18 protein-coding genes and 1 pseudogene are annotated in these 25,241 nt (G+C 23.9%); 6 read left to right on the forward strand and 13 right to left on the reverse strand.

The features are described from left to right. The first annotated feature begins 13 nt into the window (after positions 1–13). Positions 14–3,766, forward strand: a complete 3,753-nt coding sequence (rpoC, locus tag AACL11_RS05885) for a DNA-directed RNA polymerase subunit beta' (RefSeq protein WP_338988496.1) — start codon at positions 14–16, stop codon at positions 3,764–3,766. A gap of 112 nt (positions 3,767–3,878) precedes the next feature. On the opposite strand, the gene AACL11_RS05890 is transcribed toward rpoC, so the two are convergent. From AACL11_RS05890 to AACL11_RS05910, 5 genes and pseudogenes are all read right to left on the reverse strand, one after another. Further along, positions 3,879–5,117, reverse strand: coding sequence for an IS256 family transposase (locus tag AACL11_RS05890; protein WP_338986689.1), 1,239 nt, complete (start codon positions 5,115–5,117; stop codon positions 3,879–3,881). Between the two features lie 104 nt (positions 5,118–5,221). Beyond that, entirely contained in the window at positions 5,222–6,490 is a 1,269-nt protein-coding gene (locus AACL11_RS05895; RefSeq protein ID WP_338986691.1) for a TIR domain-containing protein, read from the reverse strand. 150 nt (positions 6,491–6,640) lie between these two features. Further along, positions 6,641–7,270 carry a hypothetical protein gene (locus AACL11_RS05900; RefSeq protein WP_338986693.1) on the reverse strand — a complete coding sequence of 210 codons (630 nt, stop codon included), beginning with the start codon at positions 7,268–7,270 and terminating at the stop codon, positions 6,641–6,643. Between the two features lie 379 nt (positions 7,271–7,649). Then, on the reverse strand, positions 7,650–8,387 hold the full coding sequence (locus tag AACL11_RS05905) for a hypothetical protein (RefSeq protein WP_338986695.1): 738 nt from the start codon (positions 8,385–8,387) through the stop codon (positions 7,650–7,652). A gap of 163 nt (positions 8,388–8,550) precedes the next feature. Beyond that, positions 8,551–9,078 (reverse strand): annotated as a pseudogene (locus tag AACL11_RS05910) (IS5 family transposase); the annotation flags it as partial. Between the two features lie 222 nt (positions 9,079–9,300). Here AACL11_RS05910 and AACL11_RS05915 point away from each other — a divergent pair. Continuing rightward, entirely contained in the window at positions 9,301–10,545 is a 1,245-nt protein-coding gene (locus AACL11_RS05915) for an ISNCY family transposase (RefSeq protein ID WP_252319108.1), read from the forward strand. Between the two features lie 162 nt (positions 10,546–10,707). Here AACL11_RS05915 and AACL11_RS05920 read toward each other — a convergent pair whose 3' ends face one another. Together AACL11_RS05920 and AACL11_RS05925 are read right to left on the reverse strand one after the other, a co-directional pair. Next, complete coding sequence (locus tag AACL11_RS05920; protein ID WP_338986545.1) at positions 10,708–11,592, reverse strand: hypothetical protein; 885 nt, start codon at positions 11,590–11,592, stop codon at positions 10,708–10,710. A gap of 326 nt (positions 11,593–11,918) precedes the next feature. After that, positions 11,919–12,524 carry a hypothetical protein gene (locus tag AACL11_RS05925; RefSeq protein WP_338986699.1) on the reverse strand — a complete coding sequence of 202 codons (606 nt, stop codon included), beginning with the start codon at positions 12,522–12,524 and terminating at the stop codon, positions 11,919–11,921. A gap of 194 nt (positions 12,525–12,718) precedes the next feature. Between AACL11_RS05925 and AACL11_RS05930 the strand changes: the two genes are divergently transcribed. Both AACL11_RS05930 and AACL11_RS05935 read left to right on the forward strand, forming a co-directional pair. Beyond that, positions 12,719–13,078 (forward strand): helix-turn-helix domain-containing protein, encoded by a 360-nt coding sequence (locus AACL11_RS05930; protein WP_338973555.1) that lies wholly within the window; start codon positions 12,719–12,721, stop codon positions 13,076–13,078. A gap of 28 nt (positions 13,079–13,106) precedes the next feature. Further along, entirely contained in the window at positions 13,107–13,607 is a 501-nt protein-coding gene (locus AACL11_RS05935; protein ID WP_338988468.1) for an IS630 family transposase, read from the forward strand. Here AACL11_RS05935 and AACL11_RS05940 read toward each other — a convergent pair whose 3' ends face one another. Then, positions 13,608–14,186, reverse strand: coding sequence for a hypothetical protein (locus AACL11_RS05940; RefSeq protein WP_338986701.1), 579 nt, complete (start codon positions 14,184–14,186; stop codon positions 13,608–13,610). Between AACL11_RS05940 and AACL11_RS05945 the strand changes: the two genes are divergently transcribed. Together AACL11_RS05945 and AACL11_RS05950 are read left to right on the forward strand one after the other, a co-directional pair. Continuing rightward, on the forward strand, positions 14,160–15,866 hold the full coding sequence (locus AACL11_RS05945) for a hypothetical protein (RefSeq protein WP_338986704.1): 1,707 nt from the start codon (positions 14,160–14,162) through the stop codon (positions 15,864–15,866). The two genes, AACL11_RS05940 and AACL11_RS05945, sit on opposite strands and share 27 nt — an antisense overlap. 245 nt (positions 15,867–16,111) lie before the next feature. Next, positions 16,112–16,306 carry a hypothetical protein gene (locus tag AACL11_RS05950; protein ID WP_338986707.1) on the forward strand — a complete coding sequence of 65 codons (195 nt, stop codon included), beginning with the start codon at positions 16,112–16,114 and terminating at the stop codon, positions 16,304–16,306. Here the strand turns inward: AACL11_RS05950 and AACL11_RS05955 are convergent, their stop codons facing one another. The 5 genes from AACL11_RS05955 to AACL11_RS05975 form a co-directional block, all read right to left on the reverse strand. Next, a complete protein-coding gene (locus AACL11_RS05955; RefSeq protein ID WP_338986708.1) occupies positions 16,307–18,343 on the reverse strand; it encodes a hypothetical protein in 2,037 nt (678 codons plus the stop codon). Further along, positions 18,294–19,535, reverse strand: coding sequence for a hypothetical protein (locus tag AACL11_RS05960; protein WP_338986711.1), 1,242 nt, complete (start codon positions 19,533–19,535; stop codon positions 18,294–18,296). The genes AACL11_RS05955 and AACL11_RS05960 overlap by 50 nt, the downstream gene beginning before the upstream one ends. A 144-nt stretch (positions 19,536–19,679) precedes the next feature. Then, positions 19,680–22,328, reverse strand: a complete 2,649-nt coding sequence (locus AACL11_RS05965; RefSeq protein WP_338986713.1) for a hypothetical protein — start codon at positions 22,326–22,328, stop codon at positions 19,680–19,682. 3 nt (positions 22,329–22,331) lie between these two features. Further along, positions 22,332–24,029, reverse strand: a complete 1,698-nt coding sequence (locus AACL11_RS05970) for a hypothetical protein (RefSeq protein ID WP_338986714.1) — start codon at positions 24,027–24,029, stop codon at positions 22,332–22,334. 14 nt (positions 24,030–24,043) lie between these two features. Then, the gene (locus tag AACL11_RS05975; protein WP_338986717.1) at positions 24,044–25,228 is read right to left on the reverse strand and encodes a hypothetical protein; all 1,185 of its coding nucleotides are present in this window, start codon (positions 25,226–25,228) and stop codon (positions 24,044–24,046) included. Positions 25,229–25,241: the final 13 nt, after the last annotated feature.

Genomic DNA, 25,241 nt, shown 5'->3' on the forward strand with positions numbered 1-25,241 from the left:
TAAATATATGCAAATGCAAAAAAATTCAAAACATTATACTGCCATTAAAATTTCTCTTGCTTCTCCCGATCAAATTCGCTCATGATCACATGGAGAAATTACAAAGCCAGAAACAATTAATTATAAGTCATTAAAACCTGAAAAAGATGGATTATTTGATGCACGAATATTTGGACCAACTAAAAATTATGAATGTATTTGTGGTAAATATAAGAAAATAAAAAATAAAGGTAAAGTTTGTGAACGTTGTTTAGTAGAAATTACTGAAGCAATTGTTCGACGTGAACGTTTAGGACACATTGAGTTAGAAGAGCCAGTAACTCATATTTGAATGTTAAAGGCTTCTCCTTCAAGAATTGCGTTAGCATTAGATATGAAAGCTAAAGACTTAGAAGAAGTAGCATATTTTGTTTCTTATATTGTTTTAGATCCAGGGACTGCTAAAGGTTTAAAACAAAAAATGATTATGGATTTAGGTAATGCTAAATCTTCAACTGATACTCGTAATCGTTTACGTAAAGTATTTGCACAAATTTTAGAACAATTAGAACCTTCTTCTTTTGCTTATACTCGTGCTCAAATGTTAACTGATACTTTAGCAGATACTTCACGTCCATTTTCAATGGATGAATGTGCTCAATTTATTACTAAACATACTGGAACAAAATTTGGAATTGGTGCTTCAGCTATTGAGTATTTATTAAAAAATATTAATTTAGAAAAAGAATTTCTTGCCATTAAAAAACAATTGACAAACAAGAAATCACAAACTGATCGTAGAAAACTAGAACGTCGTTTAGATGTTATTGATTCATTTGCTAAATCAGGAAATAAACCAGAATGAATGGTATTACACGCTATTCCGGTGATTCCACCTGATATTCGTCCAATTATTCAGTTAGATGGTGGTCGTTTTACAACATCAGAAATTAATGATTTATATCGAAGAATTATTATTCGTAATGAACGCTTAAAAAAAGTAAAACAAATGGGAGCACCAATCTTAATTATTAATAATGAAAAAAGAATGTTGCAAGAATCAGTTGATGCTTTATTTGATAATGAACGTAAAGCACGTCCAGTAACAGGAAGAGATAAACGTCCATTAAAATCTTTAACTTCAACATTAAAAGGAAAACAAGGACGTTTCCGTCAAAACTTATTAGGTAAGCGTGTTGATTATTCAGGTCGAAGTGTTATTGCTGTTGGTCCGGAATTAAAAATGTATCAATGTGGTATTCCTCGTGATATGGCAATTATTTTGTTCAAACCTTTTGTTGTGCAAAGATTAGTTCATCAAGAATTAGCTTTAAATATTAAAATTGCTGAAAAATTAATTGAAATTCAAGATGAACGAATTTGAGATGTTTTAGAAGAAGTAATTAAAGATCGTCCTGTCTTATTAAACCGTGCTCCAACTTTACACCGTTTAGGAATTCAAGCATTTGAACCAATTCTAGTTAAAGGGAAAGCTATTCGTTTACACCCACTAGTAACTCCTGCTTTTAATGCTGACTTTGATGGTGACCAAATGGCTGTTCACGTGCCAATTACTCAAGAAGCAGTAGCTGAAGCAAGAAGTTTAATGTTAGGTTCAAAAAATATTTTAAGTCCTAAAGATGGTAAACCAATTGTTACGCCAACTCAAGATATGGTTCTTGGTAATTATTATTTAACTATTGAAAAATTAGATGAATTAGGTCAAGGTTCAATTTTTAAAGATGTTAATGAAGCAATTAAAGCTTATGATACAAAACAGGTTTCATTACATGCTATTATTGGAATTCGTGTTGCTAGTTTAGGTGCAAGTAAATTTGCTGCTACCGATCAAAATAAATTTTTAATTACTACTATTGGTAAGATTATTTTTAATCAAATGTTTTCAGAAAGAATGCCATTTATTAATCGCCCAAATATTATTAATTTAACTGAAACTCATAATGAAGATTTAGTTGCAACTGATGTTGATTTTCGTGAATTTATTAAAAAAAGAGTTATTGTTGAACCATTTAAGAAAAAAGCTTTAGCAGATATTATTCATAAATATTTTAAAACTTTTGGAACTCAATTAACTGCACAAATGTTAGATAAAATGAAAAATCTTGGTTTTAAATTTTCAACAATTTCAGGAACAACAATTTCTGCAGGCGATGTTGTATCTTATTCAGGTAAAACAAGATTATTTAAAGAAGCAGATGAATATGTTAAAACAATTAACAAGTTTTATAAACAAGGTATGTTAACTAATCGTGAGCGTCATTACCATATTATTAATAAATGAAGTGGTATTAAAAACAATATTCAAGTTGAACTAGAAACAGTTTTAAGAAAAGATATTGAAAATCCAATCTTTATGATGTGAGATTCAGGTGCTAGAACTAATATTAGTAACTTTACTCAATTAGTAGGGATGCGTGGTTTAATGAATAATCCAAAAGGAGAAGTTATTGAATTACCAATTAAATCTTCATTCCGTGAAGGATTAAATGTTTCAGAGTTCTTTATTTCTACCCATGGTGCTCGTAAAGGAATGGCAGATATGGCGCTTAAAACTTCTGACTCAGGTTATTTAACAAGAAGACTAGTTGACGTTTCACAAGATATTATTGTTACTGAAGAAGATTGTAATACCGGTAATGGCTTTATAATTAGTGACGTTGTTGACCAAAAACGTAATAATATTATTGTGCCGTTACGTGACCGTTTATTTGGACGTTTTGTTCAAGGTGATGTTGTTGATAGTAAAAATAATGTAATTGTTGCAAATAATGAATTAATTACTGAAAAATTAGTAGAAACAATATTAGAGGCAAAAATTACAAAAATAAATATTCGTTCAGTTTTAACTTGTGAAGCAAGTTATGGTGTTTGTCAAAAATGTTATGGTATTAATTTAACAACAGGTTCTATTGTTGCTATTGGCGAAGCAGTTGGAATTATTGCGGCGCAATCAATTGGTGAACCAGGAACTCAACTAACGATGAGAACTTTCCATACTGGAGGAGTTGCTGGTGGTAGTGATATTACCCAAGGATTACCAAGAATTAAAGAATTATTAGATATTACTAATCCCAAAGGTGCTGTTGCTATTATTAGTGAATTTGATGGTAAAGTAACAGATATTCGTGAAGAGCAAGGAATTTATACAATTACTGTAAAGTCAAAACTTGACTATAAAGAATACAAAACTCAATATAATGCGCAGGTAAGAATTAAAATTGGTGATAATGTTAAGATTGGCCAAAAACTAACTGAAGGTGCAATTAATATTACACAATTACTAGAAGTAGCAGGAATCATTGAAGTTCAACAATATATTTTAAAAGAAGTACAACGTGTTTATCGTTTACAAGGAATTGAAATTTCTGATAAGTATATTGAAATTATTGTAAAACAAATGTTGAATCGTATTTTTGTAGTTGAAGGTAATGATTCACCATTATTGCCTGGAGCGATTGTTGATATCAAAGAATTTAAGAATGTTAATGCCAAAATTATTGTTGCTGGTAAAAAACCTGCTTTTGGTCATCCAATTATTTTAGGGATTAAAAAAGCACCATTAGAATCAGAATCATTCTTGGCTGCTGCTTCTTTCCAAGATACAACAAGAGTATTAACTAATGCTGTTATTAAGTCAAAACAAGATAATTTACGTGGTTTAAAGGAAAATGTTATTTTAGGAAACTTGATACCGGCCGGTACTGGTTTAATGCCAACTGAGAAGTTAATAGGTATGGGTAATTCTTCACTTGAAGAAGAATACTAAATTAAATTAAAATAAAAAGTGAGAATAAAATTCTCACTTTTTATTTTAATTTAATTTTACTAGTTGTATGGAGGCTTTTTAATAATCTGTGTTTCTTTGTTTTACAAAGTTACTAATTCAGATTAATTCTGTCTTCAAATTTTATCATAAAATGAGCAATTGCTGTATTTCAATTTTGAATGGGCATTGTTCATTTTTTTGTTATATTGTCAATTGCTAAATAAAATATTTTAAAAACTGACATATCGTTAGGAAAAACTTTTTTATTTCTGATGACTTTTCGTAATTGACTATTAACAGATTCAATAGCATTTGTGGTATAAATTACCCTTTTTATTTCTGCAGGATAACTAATAAAAACCATTAAATTATCTCAATTTTTATATCAAGATTTAGCAATTTGTGGATATTGTTTAGTTCATTTATTTTCAAATGATTCTAAAGCTTGCATTGCTTGTTCTTCACTACATGCAGTATAAATTGGTTTTAAATCTGCAACTAGAGATTTTCTATGCTTATATGAGACATATTTCAAACTATTTCTAATTTGATGAACGATGCATAATTGATGTTCGGTTTTAGGATAAACTGATTGTATTGCTTCTGACATGCCTGTTAAATTATCACTACAAGCAATCAGAATATCATTTAAGCCACGATTTTTCATTTCTGTGAAATTGGCTAATCAAAATTTAGAACCTTCATTTTCACTAATTCATAAACCTAAAACATCTTTTTTACCTTCTAAATCAACTCCTAAAGCTATATAAACTGATTTATTAATAATCCGTTTATCTTGTCGTATTTTAACTACTATACAATCAAAATAAACAATCGGATAAACACTATCTAATGGTCGATTTTGCCATGCTTTGACGTCATCAATAACATCATCAGTAATTTGACTAATAACACTTTCACTAATATCAGCACCATGATATAACTCTTGTAATTGCATTCTAATATCTGATAATGTCATACCTTTTGCATATAAAGAAAGAACTTGTTGATCAAAACCATCAAATCTTCTTTGTCTTTTTGCAACTATTACAGGATTAAAATTACTATTACGATCTCTTGGTACATCAATTTCAATTTTACCTTGTTGGGTTATTAATTTTTTTGAACTTATACCATTACGAGCATTGTCACTATTACTATGTTGATTCTTATCATATCCTAAATAATTTTGCATCTCAGAATTCAACATTTTTTCTACTAATCTTTTTGTTAATTCTTTATATAATCCTCCCTCTTTAAAAACTGTTGTTAAATCTTCAGTATTTTCTAATAATAAATCTACTGCTTGTGATATTGGATCATTGTTATTAATATTTTGCTTTTTAGCCATCTGTAACTCACTCTTTCTAGAAAATTAATTATATTTACTAGAACTAATTAAACATAGTTATTTTTGTAAGTTACACAGATTACTAAACATTACCGTTGTATGTTTTAAAGATACGATAAATATATTTCTGGACATTCTTGTGTATAATTAATTTTACCAGAATTTATAAATTTTTTTGTTTTTTTATTAAACTCTTGCATTGTTTTTTCAGATTTTTCTTTTGCTTCACATTCTTCTGAATTATCTTTTTTATGGAGATGTATTCTTTTAAAATTTTCGTCTTTCAGTATACTTATTTCTTGTCGTTCACTACCAATTCCACTATCTTTACTATTATGTTTTAAAGATAATTTTCTTAAAAGATTACTTTTATTATCATCTTTAGTAAAGTCCATTGTAATTTCTTGTAGTAATTGATTGTTAATTTCACTATCTTGACTTGAAGTTAATATTACATTATTTATTTTTTCCTCTGATTTAGAAGCTACTACAATATTACTATCATCATCTTTGTTAAAATCATTATCTTTATTTGAAGTTAATTTTGCATTATCTATTTTTTCCTCTGATTTAGAAGCTACTACACTATCACTATCATCATCTTCGTTAAAACCACTATCTTGACTTGAAGTTAATTTTGCATTATCTATTTCTTCGTCTGATTCAGAAAGTATTTCAATATCACTATCTTCTTCTTTAAAACCATTATCTTTATTTGAAGATAATATTGCATTATCTATTTCTTTTTTTTCATTAAAAACAGTATCTTTAGTATTATCTTTTAAAACAGTTGGTTTTAAAAAACTAGGGCTGATAACATTTTGATAAAACATTTCTTCTTTTTTATGATTAGATTGAACTTTATCAAGTAAATTTTTAAGAATTATTATATCTGAAAAGATTTCATCATAAGTAGCAATAATTGCATGTTTATTTATTACGGTTTCATATATTCTTTGACCAGCATTTTCTTGGGTGATTAAAGAAGAATAATCACAAGTGTTATTAAAATTACAATTTGTTTTTGCTTTTTTAATAAAATCAGCAGTTAAAAGTATTATAAAACTATTTATCTTCTTTCTTCTATTTAAACTTCCATATTTATTTAATGAAGCTTCAATTTCTCAGTCAATATGTTGTCTACATTTTGTATGTATTCCTAGAATAAGAATAGTAATAGTTGTATCTTTTAAATGATTTTCTCTAATAGTTTTAGCGATTTTATTATTTGATCATGTGGTATCAATATCCCCTATTTCTACAGACATGTCTTTTATATTTAAATAATTAGCATACTTTTTAATTAACTCTGCTAATTGGTTTTTTTCTTCTTGTTCTCTTAGATGATGATATGAAATAAAAATTTTTCTCACTGTTTAACTCCTTTTTTTTAACATTATTAAAAATTATGTTTTATAATTTTTTTGATTATAAAACATAAGTCTTAATAGGTAATTTTAAAGATATTGTTTTAAAAATTTAAATTTGTTTTTTACTTATATTTTATTTAAACATTTAATATTTTAATCTGTGTAGTTTAATAATTTTTTGATTTGTTCATTAGTTGCAGTTGAAAGTGAAAGTATTGAAATAAAATATAAGTATTTGTTTTCTATTAAATCTTTTCTAACTTTATCAATTTGTTTTCAAAAATCTTCGATTTCTTTTTTGCTTAAATTTTCATCATTAATGATGAAATTACCATTAGTGTCTATTTTTGTTAGTGATCTACTAGCAATTAAGATTGGTCTGATTTTTAAATTAATAATTTTAAAAATTACATCTGTTACTAAGTTATTGTTATCGGAAGTTAATAATATTTGTTTACTTTCATCAAAAGTATTTTTAATACTTTTAATTGCTTCAGAAACTCTTCCTTCGGATTTATTTACTAATATTGAACTTGTCAAAATTATAAAAAAATTTCAGGCAATTTTTGTTGGTTTTTTATTAACTCCACTTTCTGATTTTAGAAATTTTTTAAATAAATTTATATCAACATCTCTAATAAATATTTCTTTAAAATATTTTCTTAGTTTTATTTTTAATTCTTTTTTCGTTCCTATGATTTGACTAAAATCATTTGAAGAAAGTATTCTTTTAACTTTGTTTTTTTGTTTATAATTTAATAAAAATTTTATTAGTAAAAACATTAAAAGTAATATGAAAAAAATAAGTAAAGCGATACTTGAAATATAAGCTATTCAATTAAATATTTTAGTTGTAGTCAATTTGCTTTTCCTTAGTTTTATCCATAAAATGTTAAACATAATAGTATAAAAAATACATAACTTTTATATTTATAATTTGGGGTATTAGTTTAAAAAAATAAAAAGATTTAGTATTATAATTTTTTAATTAAATAGTTACTTGTTTTCTGTTAGTTATTAATTTTATTTTAGATTCTTATTAATATTTGTTGAAAATTATTATGATATTAATAATAATATTCCATTTTAATTATATACATATATAATTTAAAAAATCTATTAAAAAGCAACATAATATAAGAATTTTTTAAAAAAATTATTGTTATAATGCTTCTTTTTTATGTATTTTATACTGATTTGTGTAGTTTAATAATTTTTTGAGTTGTTCATTAGTTGCAGTTGAAAGTGAAAGTATTGAAATAAAATATAAATATTTGTTTTCTATTAAATCTTTTCTAACTTTATCAATTTGTTTTCAAAAATCTTCGATTTCTTTTTTGCTTAAATTTTCATCATTAATGATGAAATTACCATTAGTGTCTATTTTTGTTAGTGATCTACTAGCAATTAAGATTGGTCTGATTTTTAAATTCATAATTTTTAAAATTACATCTGTTACTAAGTTATTGTTATCGGAAGTTAATAATATTTGTTTACTTTCATCAAAAGTATTTTTAATACTTTTAATTGCTTCAGAAACTCTTCCTTCGGATTTATTTACTAATATTGAACTTGTCAAAATTATAAAAAAATTTCAGGCAATTTTTGTTGGTTTTTTATTAACTCCACTTTCTGATTTTAGAAATTTTTTAAATAAATTTATATCAACATCTCTAATAAATATTTCTTTAAAATATTTTCTTAGTTTTATTTTTAATTCTTTTTTCGTTCCTATGATTTGACTAAAATCATTTGAAGAAAGTATTCTTTTAACTTTGTTTTTTTGTTTATAATTTAATAAAAATTTTATTAATAAAAACATTAAAAGTAATATAAAAGAAATAAGTAAGCTAGAACCAGAAATAACACCTATTCAACTAAATACTTCATTTTGACTCAATTTAATTTTCCTTTCAAATAACATGAAATATGATATTGATATTTAATCTTAATTATACATATACATAATAAAAAATAAATATTTATTAAGTGTATTTTACAAATTTTTGAATATGTGAAAGGGTCACCCCTAAGTTGCAAAAAACAATGCTTTAAGAACCTGTTTAGAATCTTTTTAATAAAATTGAAATAAAGGAAAGAACAACCATTTGTAAACTAGTATTTAGTTTTCTTTCACAATTTTTTCATAATCTTCTGCATTTTTCTAATCATGCAAAGCTTCGTTCTACAACTCATCTTTTTGGTAGTACTACAAAAGAATGTAATTCATTACGTTTTACAACTTCAACATTTGCATTTATGATTGTTTTGATTGCAGAAGCAAATTTTTCACCAGTATAGCCAGCATCTACTATTATTTTTTGAACTGTAGAAAGATTTTCTTTTTCACTTTTAATCATTATGATAGCACTATTACGATCTGTTTTTTCTGCTGTAGTTATGTAAATTGCATGTGGTAAACCTTGCGTATCAACTGCAATATGACGTTTTATTCCTGAAATCTTTTTACCAGCATCATAACCTTTATTTTCAGTAGTATCTGTATTTTTAACACTTTGCGAATCAATTATACAAAAACTAGTTTTTTCTTTTCGATGATTCTTAATACGAATCTTTTTAACTAATTTTTTGGGAGCGTACCGATGTTGTCAATAATATTCAAATTTGTCTTAAAATTATAAAGTTAGACGAGAATAATTTTGAATTCAATATGCAATTGTATGTTAATCTTAACACTTGAAAAATATTAGTCAACAATAATACTTACTTTGTCATTATTTAGTGATAATTTCCTATTAGTTATCGAGTGAAAATTTCCCAAAAAGTGAGGTTAAATATACTTGGTGATAAATATGGAAAGAAGCATGACTATGAAAGAAAAATATAAATATAAAATTATAAATGACATTATTATTAATAAATTATCTAAACATCAGGCCAAGAATAAACTTAACCTAACTATTAGAAGAATTAACCAATTAATTAAAATTTTCAATAGAGAAGGTAAAGTTGGTTTTATTCATAAATCTAGAAATAAAATTTCTAATAAAGTAACAAAAATTGAAATCAAAAATAAAATTATAAACTTATATAAAACAAAATATTATAATTTTAATTTTCAACATTTTCATGAAAAAATAATTAGTGAAGAAAAAATTAAAATTTCATATAGCACACTTTATACTATATTAATCAAAGAAAAAATTATTTCACCAAAAAGACATAAAAATAAAAAAAATAACTTACATCCAACTAGAAATCGTAGAACAAATTTTGGTGAATTAATTCAAATGGATGCAAGTAATCATCATTGATTTGGTAATGATAAACCAAAAGCATTTTTACATGCTGCAATTGATGATGCTACAGGAAATATTGTTGGACTATGATTTGATCATCAAGAAACATTAGATGGTTATTATAATGTTTTTTATCAAATTTTAACTAAATATGGCATACCAAAAACATTTTATACTGATAACAGAACAGTTTTTGGATATAAGAAAAAAATTGATGCAGGAAATATAAATACAGAAAATGATACTTATACTCAATTTCAAAAGTGCTGTAATGATTTAGGTGTTGAAATAATTAGAACTTCAATTCCACAAGCTAAAGGTAGAATCGAACGCTTATTTGGAACGCTTCAAAGTCGATTAATTAGTGAACTTAGACTTAATAAAATTAAAAATTTAAAAGAAGCTAATCAATTTCTTAAAATATACATAAGTATTTTTAATAAACAATTCGGTTTTCCTATTGATGATAATAAATCTGCTATGATTAAAGCTCCTATACAAGAAGAAATAAATATTTATCTTTCAAGATTTTCTAAAAGAAAAACAGATAGTGGTTCAACTATAACATACTATGGTAAAAAGTATTTTTCTTATAAAAATAATAAAGTTCAATATATACAACCCAGAACTGACGTAATTGTACTTAAATCGTTTATTAATGAGTTATATCTTAGTTATAATAATCAAATATATCAACTAAAAGAAATACCACTAAAGCCAATTATCAAAGAAGATTTGATAAAAACTAAAAAAGTTTATATACCAAATAAAGACCATCCTTGAAGATATGGTTATTAATAATACATAATTAAAATTAGGCAAAAAATAGAATTCTATAAGAGATTTTATTTTTTGAATACTAAATCATATAAATTTTTAAATCATTTGTATATGAGCAAATTTGGTGTCTTAAAATTAATTTTAAATATATAAAGATATTACAATTGTAATATCTCGTTTTTAAATTTGTGGCAAGCTTGGTTTATATCCGCTTGTTGAAGATTGAACTTGTAAATCTGTTGAATTTATTTCTGAAATATTTAAATTTGATTCCATTTTGTTATTTAGATTTAATTTTCCATAAATTGCTAAACTTAAGACATCATTACACATATCTAAAATAGTTTTATTAATAAATTTAGCAAAACTTTTTTCTTCTGCAATAGAACCATCACCACTTCCCTTATAAGTTGCATTCAAATCTAAATTCGTATTTGTCAAATCAATTCCATATAAATATCATTCTTTGGTGCTGATTTTGTTTGCATAATGTTTTCCTAAATAGTAAATTTTGTCTTTTTTGTTAGTAACATTAATGCCAGTTTCTTCTCACATTTCATCAATAACTGTTTGATAATGAGTCTTATTTTCAACTCCACCAGTTATAGTGCTATATTCACCTATTTGCTTATTTTTAAATAATGGATTGTATTCTTTATTTAATAAATAATGATATTCATTATCTTTTAAAACATAGGGCAAAATGGCAACTCCTTTATTATTATTTCAAGGTTCTTCAACACCACAGTAAAAGTCTTCTTTAATTAATTTTACAAAAGTAGTTCCTCCATTTGTACATGTACCATTAAAAAATTCTAAATTTTCTAAACCACCATTAACATGTCTTTTTTTATTATACTTTTTATGACGATGTTTATGATTAAAAATTTCAGGTTGTTTTAAATTAATTGGTAGTTGTTGTAAATTAGTTAATGATTCTTGTAAAGTTATTGAGTTAGTTAATGATTTTATTGGCATAGATTGTACTTTTTGTTTTTCATTATGAAATAAAGGAATACTTAATATTCATAATTTAAATAAATAACTTGGATTAAAATATTTCATTTTAATACCTCTTTCAAAATAAGAATTAATAAAAATATATCTAAAATTATATATTGATTTTAACATTTTTTTTAATTTTGTAGAAAAATAGTGATATTGATAAAATTTAATTTTAATTAATGATTTTGGGAAATTTTTACTCGATATTGACACAATAATACTTACTTTTATAAGTCAAAAATTCTTATTAAAGTTTACTTTAATAAGTTTTTAATATGTTATAATGTAATAAAGTCCTTTAAGATAAACCGTATACCGTTATGATTACTAAGCGTATGTAAAGTACGTGGTCTCTTAGGCAAATCCCTTAATTAGGGATTTTTATTTTATAATAATTGTACTGCTGTGTTTATTTGATAGCATTTAAAATTAACCATTTTTGTATACATATCAATGTTATAAGTTCTATCACCAATCATATGCTTTAAAATTTGTTTAATATTAGTTTCAGTAAAGCAACCAATATTTTCAACTAATGCTTGGTTTAATACACCATCTTTGGCATTAATAAAATAACCAACTTTTAATTTTTTATATTTTAAAGTTAATAACTGTAAAAATTCAATTAATTCATAATATTGACCTTTTGCAAATAAATTTATTGCATTTTGATAGTGTAAATTAGCAATTTTATCTTTTTTTCTTCCTGCCATTATCCCAAGAAATAAAACATGAAAAGCATGGAATTTATCTAAAATAAATTTAGCATTTAAAATTATAGCAGTTTTTCTAATTCATTTTGCACTATCGCCACAAACTATTAAATTTGCTTGGTCAAAGTTTTCAAAATATAAATGACCATATTTTTGAATAAATTTAGCTGTTTTTTCTGCGCCAATTTCTGTTTTTGATACTCTTATTTTACAAACTGCTCTTTTATTAATTAATTTTCCATTTTTCTTTTTACCAGTACAAAATACTAATAATCTCATAGAACATTTTTTACAATTTTTAGTATTGTGTTTTTCATTAAACTTAAATTTTCTATGTCCATCATCAATATTTATAGCTAACGAAAGTAATGTTTACTCATAAATAATGTAAAATAATAATATGTAATTTAAACAATTCTTGCACTTACAAGTATAATTCAGCAATAATTAAAATAGATTAGGAAGATTAAATTATGCCAAAACCATACAGTGAGGACTTACGAAGAAAAGTAATAGAAGTTTATGAAAGTAAAAACATGAAAATTAAAGAAATTTGTAAAGTGTTCAATATCACTAGAAAGACTTTATTTTTATGAAGAAAAAGAAAGCAAAAAACCGGAAATATAAAACCAATTTTGAATTATCAAAAAGGACATAGCCACAAAATAAAGGATTTAGATGAATTAAAAAATTATTTAGCAGAAAATAAAGATGTTACAGTTCAAAAAGTAATTGAAAAATTTGGTGATATGACAAAAGAAACAGTTTATAACTATTTCAAAAAACTAAATTATACATATAAAAAAAACTTTTCTATATGAACAAAGAGATAAAAATAAACAAGAAGATTTTTTAAAAGAAATAGCGAAAATAATGAATGAAGATTTGGTATATATTGATGAATCTGGAATTGATGATAATGAATTTTATAAATATGGTTGGTCTGAAAAAGGTAAAAGATTATTTGATAATAAACCTGCATATAAAATAAAGAGAATGAGTATAATTGGTGCACTAAATAAAGGTAAATTAAAAGCTCTATGAGCATTTGAAGGACATTGCAATAGTAAAATTTTTGAATCATATGTTAAAAATATACTAATTCCAGTATTAAAGTGTGGACAAATTATAGTTTTAGATAATGCGACGTTTCATAAATCTAAAGCAACAAAACAATTAATTGAAAATGCTGGATGCAAACTATTATTTCTTCCACCATATTCTCCTAATTTAAATCCAATTGAACATTTTTGATTTGCTATAAAACATAATATAAGAAAAATATTACCAAATTATTGACCAAATATTAAAAACGCGATTGATTTTGTTTTTCAAGATATGAGTAAACATTACTTTAGTTAGCTATATATATAAAGTTTGATTTGGTTGCAATAGTATTTTAGGGATATTTGCTTTTGGTAATTCAAATTTTTGATATGTTCTACAAACTGTACTATTACTTATTAAATCTTCAATAAAAGTATCACAAACATCACGATATTTTTTATCATCAGCAAAATATTTTAAAATTTGTTTAATAACATCTGGTGCTAATTTACTATACTTTTTAACACCAAGATAGTTATCTAGCAATGAAACAAATTCCTTTTTTTGTGTTTTTGGGTTATAATGTATACAAATACGTCGTTTATAATTTAATAAACCTTTTTTTGTTTTTAATTTTCTTTTTCTAAATCTATATGATTTATATTCAGATTTATCACATATACTTCATAAATAATCATCTATTTTTGCAAATAATTCTTCTGTTTGTTGTAAATTTAATTCATCTTGATTAAAATAGTGTTTGTCTCAATCAAAATGATTAGGGAATGGTAATATAAAAATTTTTAATGTTCCTTTCTTTTTTAAATAATTTAATTTTAACTTATATATGTTAATTAAGGAGTAAATATGGCTTTTATCACTAGTTATGCACAATTAAATAAAAAATATAATCTTAATTTTAGTGATAATAATTATGGTTTTAGTTGAGATATTTTTAAAGCATTTGTTGGTGATGAATGAGCAGAATATTTTACTACTAATTGTTTTTATCGTTTTATACCAACAGCACGTGGAACAAGAAAAACTTGAAACTGCTTAGCATTTGATTTATTTATATGTTGTAATTTTAGTGATAGTAGTGTTCAAGAAGTAAGACGCTATGAAAATACTCATAGTGAAACTACAATTGGCGCTTTAATGAATGTTTGTCAAGTTTTATTAGATACATATAATCTTAATTTATTACCTAATAATCCACATGGTATTAAATGAAAAATAACTAAGGATGGTGGATGTATTATTTTTCCTAATAATCAACAAATTGACTTTATTGGTTATGCTAATGGTAATAAAATTTTTGGAAAAGAAGCCGGTGGTTCAAGTTTTTTAGGTTCAAGAACAGATGAAATTATTATGGCAGAAGAAAAAGAAACATTAACTGATAAAGAATTAACATATCGATATGAACGTTTACAAAACTCTATGTTTAGAAGTAATCGTATTAAAGTATCAAATGAACCTATTAAAGAATGAAGTTGAACTTTTATTGATAAAAATATATATAGTCCTACTTTTGGAAAATTAATTACTCGTTATTTTTATAAAAGTTTCTTTATTACTTTTACATGTAATCCTTATGATAAATATCATCCATTTTATTTAAAATACTGTACGCCATTTTTACCATTAAATGATGAAATAATTAAAAATCTTAAAAAAGTTGGCAAAATTTATTATGAAAATCAAGATATGTTTAGTGGTTTAGGTTTATTTGTTTTAAGATTTACTATTCAACCATTTTGAAATAAATTACCAGATATTCAAAAAAGAACATTATTAGAAATGAAAAAAAGTAATCCTGATGAATTTAATACTGTTTTTTATGGTTTTGAATTTTTAGATAGTGATGCAACAATTTTTCCATTTCAAAAAGTAGTAAAATATTGAAAAAAATATGATTTAAAACAATTTTATAATCAAGAAAAAGATATGTATAAATTTGATTTTTATAGTGTTGGTATTGATTGAGCTACGGGACCAAAAGACCATACTGTATTTATGATAATTGGTTTTAAAGAATATAATAATACTGGATATTATGACGCTTATGTTATTTGTGAATTAGTAGTTACTCCAAATGATTTTATTAATGAAAATGAAAAAATTAATGCTTATGTTAATGAAATTTTAGGATTAATGGATAATTTTGAAAATTTTGAACAAGCAATTTATTTTTATGATGATAAAGCAAGAACAGCAATGGATTGATTAAATCAAAAATTAATAGATGAACATAATATTATTTTAATAACACAAACTGCTATTAAACATGCTTCAAATTTAAATCAAGAAGCAGGATTAACTAATAGAGTAGTTTGAATGAGAAATATTATGAGTTATGGAAACTTTTATGCAAATAAAGATGATTTACCAAAAACTACTCAATGTTTAGAAGAATTACGTTATGATGAAACAAAAACTAACATTCCAGACAAAAATATGTACCAAGACCCATATGATGCTTTGTTTTATGCACTGTATCCATATAAAAATGTAATTAGGGGTAAAAATAATGCTACTGTGAAAAAAAGTATCTTCACATTTGCAATATAATAAACAAGTGACCTATAATTAATATTATAGGTCACACAAAATAAACGCCTTTAATTTAGGCGTTATTTTGCATTTAAAAGTATATTTGTAAAAATGATGAAAAACAGTATAATTTAAAAGTAAAATCAAGGAAAAAAGGAGAAATTTAATATGAAAACATGAATAAAAACAAATTTAAGTAAAATTACATTAGCATTAGCACTAACTGGTGCTACAACTGGAACAATAGGATTAATCATGGGGGGGTGCTTACTCATAATATAGGTACTAATGTTAAATCCTATTTAGAACCAAATGGAGAAGTAGTATTAGGAACAACAACTATTTGATGAAATAAATGGGATAGTCCTAATAAAACTGAATTATATTTTGCTAAAGTTAAACATCATGATGAAGATATAAAATGAGATGGTACTTATACAGATAATTATTTTGAATAATTATATCTCTAAATTTATATAAGAAATGTTTTCATTATATTTATCAAATAAATTAATATTTTGTAAGTTTATTTCTTGTTTATCTGTTATTAAAATTAAATTATAATTACCAGCACCAAATATCCCACTAATTTCAATCCGATTTAAATTATTAATGGGATTTTCAATTTGTAATTCAAATTCAATATTATTATCAATTTTTAAAATTTCTTTATAAAATTCTAATTTAGAAAATAGTCGAGATTTATTTGAACCATATAAATTTAAAGCATTTTCAATTTTATTATTACTAATAATTGTTCTTGTAAAGTATTTTCCATATTCACCATTAGCTAATGTTCAATCAGCAGGAATTAATGAAGGTATATTATTACTTTCTAATTCGTTTGTAATTGATAATCAATTAAATTGATTATCATCAAGTTTAAATAATTCATTTTGACTAATATCATTATTTTTTAATTTGATATTATTAATATCGGTCAAATCAAAATATGAAGATTGTAATATAACTTTTATATCTTTATACTCTCAAATTTTATCTTCATTTTGATGTATTGGTTTTGATTTTAATTTGAAAAAATAAGGTAATAAAATTTTATTATCATCATTTAAACCTTTATTAATTGACATACTTGAATAAATATATTTTGATAACATTATAAATATTTGTTTAAATATTTTAACTTGTAATAAATTTATATAATTTGGATAATCTAATTCTCATTGTTTAAACAAATTAGTTATTACTTCATCAGGTTTTTGTCCTTCAAATTTTGCTCTTAATTTTGCTATATCATTATCGGGCTTACCAGTTTTATCATTATATTTAGCACCTTCAAAATTTCTATTATAATTATAGGTATAACTTAGCATATCTAATAATAATTGTTGTAAACTATCAATTGGTGGTTTGTCACTTATTTCAACTTCAATATCATCAAATTTATCATATGTAGCAATACTTGTATATTCATTTCCAATTGGACCACTATGAAATTTCCATACTTCTTTATCTTTAAGTTCTTTCTTTTCTTTTAATGGTCATTCTCCAAAAGAGTAAGAACTTAAAAAATATCCTAATCAAGCGTGTGTAACTCTTGCATTTTTGATAATTTCTTTTCTTGTTTCTTTACCTCCACCAATAGCAATTAAATCTAATACTGATTTTTCTTGGCCTATAAATTGTTTTGCTAAATTTCAAGGTAATATTTGTTCACTAAATCATTGTTCTAGTATTCTAACTTTTGGTTGAGTTTCAATAGGCATTGATAATAGCGGAAATGCTATCTTATCTTTGACAAATAACTTTGGGTATACTTCCATATTGTCAACTTCACCAAGTACCTTTATATTGCCAAAAATCATGCTTCTAGGAGCTTTAATTTTTAAACCAGTTACTTTTGTATCTTTATCTAATGGTTTTTGTAATTTAATAATGATTGGATAACCATCTCTTGTTTTAAAATCTTTAATTTTAATAATAGTAATACTTTTAGTACTTCTAGTTTTTGGATTTTGATAAGGTTGAGAATAATTATTAATGATATATAAATTATCAATATTATTTTCACTTAAAGGTTCATTAATTGAAACTGCATATAATTTAAATTGATTTAATAAATTTATTTCTTGAAATATTAAATTTTTAATATCAGTCATACTATATTCAATTGTATTATCATTAATATTTGTGCTAGCTCTTTGATTTAATTGCATAGTAAAGTCTGATGTTTCAGCAGCAGTAGTTTTTAATACCTTATCAATATCAATAAAACCTATTTTAATAGTATTTGCTGAAAATTTTAAAGTATTATTTTCATTATTTTTAAATAAACGTTCAATTTCATAAATATATAAAGTTCTTAGTTTAAATTCATCATATGCTCTTTTAAGCTCAGGGTCACCTTTGCTACTCATAAGATTAGTAAAGTCATAAGGAATATTATCAATTAAATAATCATTTTCTACTTCTGCTTGATTAAGTTTAGTTTGTTTCTGTGGAAACTTCGTTTGTGGTTTGTTGTTGTTTTCCATTGTTCTCTCCTATTAATTGGTTATTTTCGGGATTAAATAATTTTAATTTAACTATTAAATTATTAATTTCTTGGTCATCATTAATATTAAATGTTTTACTATTTAATAAATCTTTATCTAAACGTACTAATATTTGAATAAATTTAAGAATATCAATATTAAATTGTCATAATTTTTGTTCAATATAATTAATGGTTGAAATATTTACTGCTGTACTTTCGGGTACTGATTGTTGTGCAGATTTCTTTTGACTTGGTATATGAATACCACAACGTTTAAATATTTCATTAACATTTCAATCATATATATCAGTTAAGTTTTTACCTTTAAAGTTGCTATTTGTCATATTGATATTTTCGTTTTGTTCATTATTATCTCCACCACTTTTAAATATGTAGTTTTTAGTAACCAAAGTTCTTACTGCTTCTTCTAATGCTGATTGAACATTACCATAAGTTTGACTAAATATAAATTTAGGTGAATTTAAAATGGTATCTAAAACAATTTGTTCATAAATAACATCTAATGCTTTAATTTTATCCATTACTTTATCACAATCTGCTAACTCATTTGCTTTATTTCGCATAATTGCTATTGGTATATAGTTAATATTTAGTGTTTGTTCTTGTGCTAAATTAGGATTATTACTATATGTTCTAAAATCTAATGGAAATTGTTTTTTATTATCACTAATACTATAAATTGCACGATTAATAGTTACTTGTTCATTATTTAATGTATAAACTTCAAATAATCTTACAATTTGTGCATTTTGTTGATAACTATCATAAAAAATAGTACATTGAATTAATTTACCAGTAATATCATAAACTCTTTGTTGGATATCTACTACTTGAAAATATAAATCATCATTAGCAATAAAAATTAAATAACCACTAATTCCTAATTTACTTAATTTAAAAATAGAATTTCAATTTTTTCTATAAAACTCTTGTTTAATTAAATATTGTTTAATAGTTTCATTATTAATATCTAATGGAGCATTATATAAATTAGCATTATTTTCTGCTACAAAATCAGTAAAATAAGTTTCATGATTAAAATCATTAAAACCAAAATAATTTAAAATGGAAGCATGTGTACTTTTATTTTTATTATTTAAAAATTTTACTTTTTCATTTTGATTATCACTAATATTACTTTTTTCTTTTCTCTTAAATGGATTTAACATAATATTCACCACCTTCTTTAAAATATTTGATTAATTTTTAATATGATTTTTACAATGATAAATATAATTAAACCCGCTGTTGCTGACGATAGAATTACTCCTATTAAACCTAAAATAATTTTTATAATTTTAAAAAACATAATATTATTCCTGTAATTCTTCTAATTTTCATACATTACCTTTTAAATTACCTTTTCCAGTATAAATAGTAATCCATTTTGCATGTTGAACTGATAAAATTACTATATTAGCACTATCATTAAATGTTTGTATTTGTACACCAGCAATTTTGTTATCCGTTATAATAAATTCTTGAATAGTATAAACTGGATTATATATACTTCAAGAATAATAAACTCTATAATGTTTATTCTCTTGAAAATCATAAGTAATTTGTCAATTATCTCATTTATTTTTTTCTCTTGTTCCTACTTCTTTTCATTGTGGAATATATGGTGTTGGATTATTTTTTAATTCAATATCAAAAGTATTTTCTGCTAATTCATTTATATTTAAAGAATTAGAATTAATTTTTAAAGGTTTTTCTATATCAATTTTTTCAGGTGCAATAATATTTAATGTATTACTAGTAATTTGATAAGTATTTTCTTTTAATTCTTCAAAACTAAATATAGCACCACCATCAATTTCACATTTAATAAATAAACTTCACTTATTAGATTTAGTATAATCAGCATTAAGAATTAAAGAAGCATCTTTATTATCAATTTTACCAATTAAAAGAGTTCATGTACCAGTTCCAACTGCTTTTGCTGATTTAAACAATAACATTAATGGATAACCATTTTGCTCAGGTGCATTTCTGTGTCATGTTATAAATACACGATATGTTTTATTAAGGTCAATATTAAAATTATCTCATGTTCTATTATCAACTTTCTTTCCTATTACAACTCAATTTTCTTTATCTTGCTTTTTATCTATTTTATCATCTATATATTTTTTATTTGGAATATCTAAATCATCAGTTATAACTGGATTATTTCTATAAATTAAAGTTTTACCACCAACATTAGTTTTAATAATTTCATTAACTAATCTTCTAGTACTATCTTTATCATCTTTATTATTAAATATCTTATCTTGTAAATTATCTATTTTATCTTGTTTTTTATTTACACTTTCACTAATTCATTGTTTAATAACTTTATTAGGTGGTATTCCTAAATCATCACCAAATTGACCAGTTGGTAATTTATTATATTTTAATTCCCCATATGTTATATTTTCATTTATTAATAATAATTTATCTTGTTTTTTATCATGTTTTTCATCAACATATCTTTTATTTACAGCATCTTGTGGTTGTGTAGGGTCTGCTATATCAACAATTCTAGTATTATTTGAAGTAATAATTCTTTTGTCTTTTGGTTGAATAATATTAGATGAATTAGGGTTTACTTCTCATAATGATTCACCACTACCACCCGTAGCACTAATAGTATTAGTTTTTTCATCAATTTTAATATTTTCACCAGCAATTAATTTATTTTGTTTTTTATTTAATAAATTATTAGTTTCTAGTTTTGTATAATAATCACGTTCAGTACTTTCTTCTGCTATAAATTCAGTTGGTGTACCAGTTCCTTGATATTGATATATATTATGAATTATTGGTGTATACTTTTTTTTACTATTAGTAGCAATAAACTTTATTAAATCAACATCATATAATAATGTTACTTTGTCAATATTTACATCAATATTTTCAATTATTATTTGTTTTTGTTCTATTTGAATATTAGTAATTCTTATATTAGATTTAGTTAATTTATTATTACTTATAATAAGTTGATTACTATCGACAAAATAATATGTTCAATCAATAATATATCATGTATCTATTTTAATATTTTCATTTTTAACTTTTTTTCATAAAGGACTAGTTTCAATATTAAATCAATTATTTTTAACATCATTAATATTTTCGTTTGCTTTAATTAATTCACTATTTAATTTGGTAATTTCATTTTCATTAGTAGTAATTCGTTTTTGTTGTTTAGCAGAAAAATCACAAGTTGGTGCATGTGTATAATCACCAATTTGTGGATTATTTTGTAATGCTTCTGGTGGTAATGTACCAATTTCATCAGGTCAATCTAAAGTCATTGTTTCAGTTTCTTTATCGTAATCTGTTGCAACATAACCTTTATTAATAAATTTACTAACAGGACCTCTATATATTTCATTTTCATTATCATCAACTAAATCATCATATAATTTAATTTGTTTTGATAATGTAAATTCTTTTTGTTCATTAATTAATTCATCAACTTGATTTCTAGTATAAAATGCTTTTAAATCAATTTTTTCAATATCTATTTCATCATCATTATAATTTGATAATATTTGTTTTAATTCTGTTAGTCTTGCCAATATTTTCATTCTACTTGGTGCTAAATCTCAAACATTAATTGTAGGAATACTATTTGCACTAAATTGACTACCATTATTAAACTGAATAGTAGCATCAACATTAAATTCAATTGGTGTACGATTAAATACTCAATGTTCAGCGGTTACAAAAACCATATCTCTTAATGTTTCTTTAATTAATTCATCTTTAAAACTATCAAAAGGAAATTTAGATAAAATAAAACCAAGATAAGCATTAATATCATTTTGAGCACGAATAGCAAAAGTTTTAAATCAATCATTAACATTTGGTCATGTTTGTATATATTGCTGTGGTGTTTCTGTAATTTTTCCAGTTAATGGATATCAGTTATTATAATTTTCTAGACTGACACCAGTTCAAAGTTTATTAATCATATTTTATCATTCCTTAAAAAATGCTTTTTTATAATGTTTAGTTTTTGTTTTAGTTTTTCTATGTGATATATGTATAATTTCTTTTTGTAATTTCTTTTTACCTTTTTTTACAACTTGACTATATGCAAATTTTTCTAAATGATGTAATAATCCAGTACCAAATACAGTATTTACTGAAAATTTTAAACCAACACTTTTAAATGATTTATTAATATTTTCAATAGGATTATTAATAACATTTGCTACTTTATGATAAGTTCTTACGATTCTAAATATTTCTCTATATACTTTAAAACTATCTCTAATTATTTGTTGAACAACCGGTGGAGCAAATGCTATTGCTTTTAATCATTTATTTTGATTAACTCCATAACCAATGTATCAACCACTATATCAACGATATCAATGGAATGGATGTATTTGAGTAACAAAAGTTTCTGCCTTAAGAATACTATCAACAACTGTAATTGGTTTATATTTAGGATTACGATGATAAATAGTAATTGCACATTTATCTAATGACAAAGGTTGAATTTTACAACCCATAAATACTGGTGAATTTAATGGAATTAATTGTGCATGTCGAATTGCTCTTTTTTCTGCACTACTAAATAAATCAGTTGCTTTTTCTTTTAATTTATTAATTTTTTCATATGCTTGTTTTTCTAACTTTTCAAATTTTTCTTGTAATTTATATATACTTTCTCGTAATTTTTCAAAATATGGTGTATTTTTTCAAAATTTATTTAAACCTTTTTTAAAATAAAATCTAATATCAAAATATTTAAAAAATTTATTTGCATTTAAAACAAACTTATGGATTGAACTTTTTTTAAAATTAAATTTAATAGCATTAGCACGAATTTTTTGTAAATCTAAGATTAAAGTTTTTCCATATCTATTTTCTGCATGTATTGTATGAACTAAATTTAATCAATCATGTTGGTTCATAAATAGTACTTTTTTTAAATCAGTATTATATTTTTTTAAAAAGTTATTTGCTTTTTCAATATCTTTAATTTTAAATTTTGGAGTTAATTGAGGACTTAATTTTATTAATGTATTTTGTAATAATAAATAATCTTTTAATTCTTCTGCTTCTAATTTTTGAAAATTATTTTTATATTCTCTTTCAGCAACAAATCCTAAATTTTGTATTATTGTTTCACGATTAGGAGCAAAACTATAATTCATTAAATAACGTTTATTACCAATAATTTTATCTGTTAAAATTTCTTTTCCACTTACTTGACTAATAATTTCTTGTAAGTTTTTTGCTTCTTTAACACCAATTTGTTCTAATGTTTTAGTTTTTTGTGCTAACTTAATAAATTTAGTTGTACGATAACCACGACTAATTTTATTAAGTCCAGCAAATGCAGGTAGTATATTAAAGAAAGTATTTAATGGTGTTACATTTCCTTTTAAATAATCATAAACTTGATTAATAGTAAAATCAGTTAAAAATTCTACACCAACAGCACTAATACTAGCAACTAAATCACTTGCACCTAACCCAAGTGCTACGCTTTCACTTAATCCACCAGTAAAAGGAGCAAGTGCTACTGCTATTACTTGTACACCAATCATTTCTAAAATTTCTCATCAAAAACTTTTATTTTCTTGTTGTTTACTTGTTCTAGTATGTTTTGATTTATTTATGTTTAAAAGTATTGCTGTATTAGTTGTACCGATTGGCATGATATTAATGTCCTTTATTTAAGAGTTATTTTAATTGGATTTGTTGTTCCTTTATAATTTAAGTCATTAACATTTGCAGTAATAGTTATATATAAGTCACCTGCTTTTTGTTTTTGATTACTTACATTAGTTTTTCCTTGTGCATCACTAAAATATTTAATAGTTGGATTTGTTAAATTAGGATTTAATGATTTAAGTTCATTAGTACTTTTTATTTGTGTATTTAATTCACTATTATTGTTATTAACATTTGCAGTAATATCAGTTGTTAAACTTGTAATTTTAGTTTTTAAATCAGTTTTATCTGTTTTAATAATTCCGCATAACATTCATCTTGATGTTGTTTCATTATTGGAAATATAAGGTATTGATTCTCCAACAACTTCACCAGCAACTTTATATGCTCTTCCTGCTTTATCATCTTTAATAAAATCTACATAAATAACTGTTCTTTCTAACATATATCTTTTCATTGCTCTTGGTGTTGCTAAAACAAAAGTCATTAATTGTTGTTCATTTTTATCATTAGTAAAAATCATATAATCATCAAGAACGATTTCACATAATACACCCTTTACATATAAATTATTTCCATTTAAACGTAATTGTTGAGCTAACTGATTATCGGTAATTAAACCTTTATTATCTGCTAAATAAACTAAACTATCATAAAGACCATTAGTAATAAAAAATTTACTATTTGCAATGTTTCTAAATTGAAATAAAGTATTTCAAGCAGATAACATTGATTTTAAATATCCTATTGGTGTTGTATCTTCAATATCTATTTTAGTAGCAGATTTTGCAATTGCTTGTGTATCATCAATTGCTAATTTATCTGCTAAATCATTTGCAACTTCATATTGCATACTATCTAATAAATTTTGTCCATTATTTGCATTTAAATCTACATCTGCAATAATTTCTCCTGCAAGATATTTTTTAGTTATTTTTTTACTAATTTTATCTGTATCAACATATGGTAATTCATATCTTTTACTTTTATCATCTCAAGCAATAATTTTCACTTCTGGTTTTTTTGGTTTTTTAACAATAAACTCAATATTTACTGAGTCAACAATTTCAGTAGGGAAAAAGTTTGCCCATGGACTATTTGAAATTTTAAAAAACTCTATAAATTCTGGTGCTTCTACTAATCTCTCTGTATTGTCTAAATTTTGATTAAATGGTACTGACATTTTATTTCTTCCT

This window comes from Spiroplasma endosymbiont of Dasysyrphus albostriatus, from assembly GCF_964019495.1.
Taxonomy (GTDB): domain Bacteria; phylum Bacillota_I; class Bacilli_A; order Mycoplasmatales; family VBWQ01; genus Spiroplasma_E.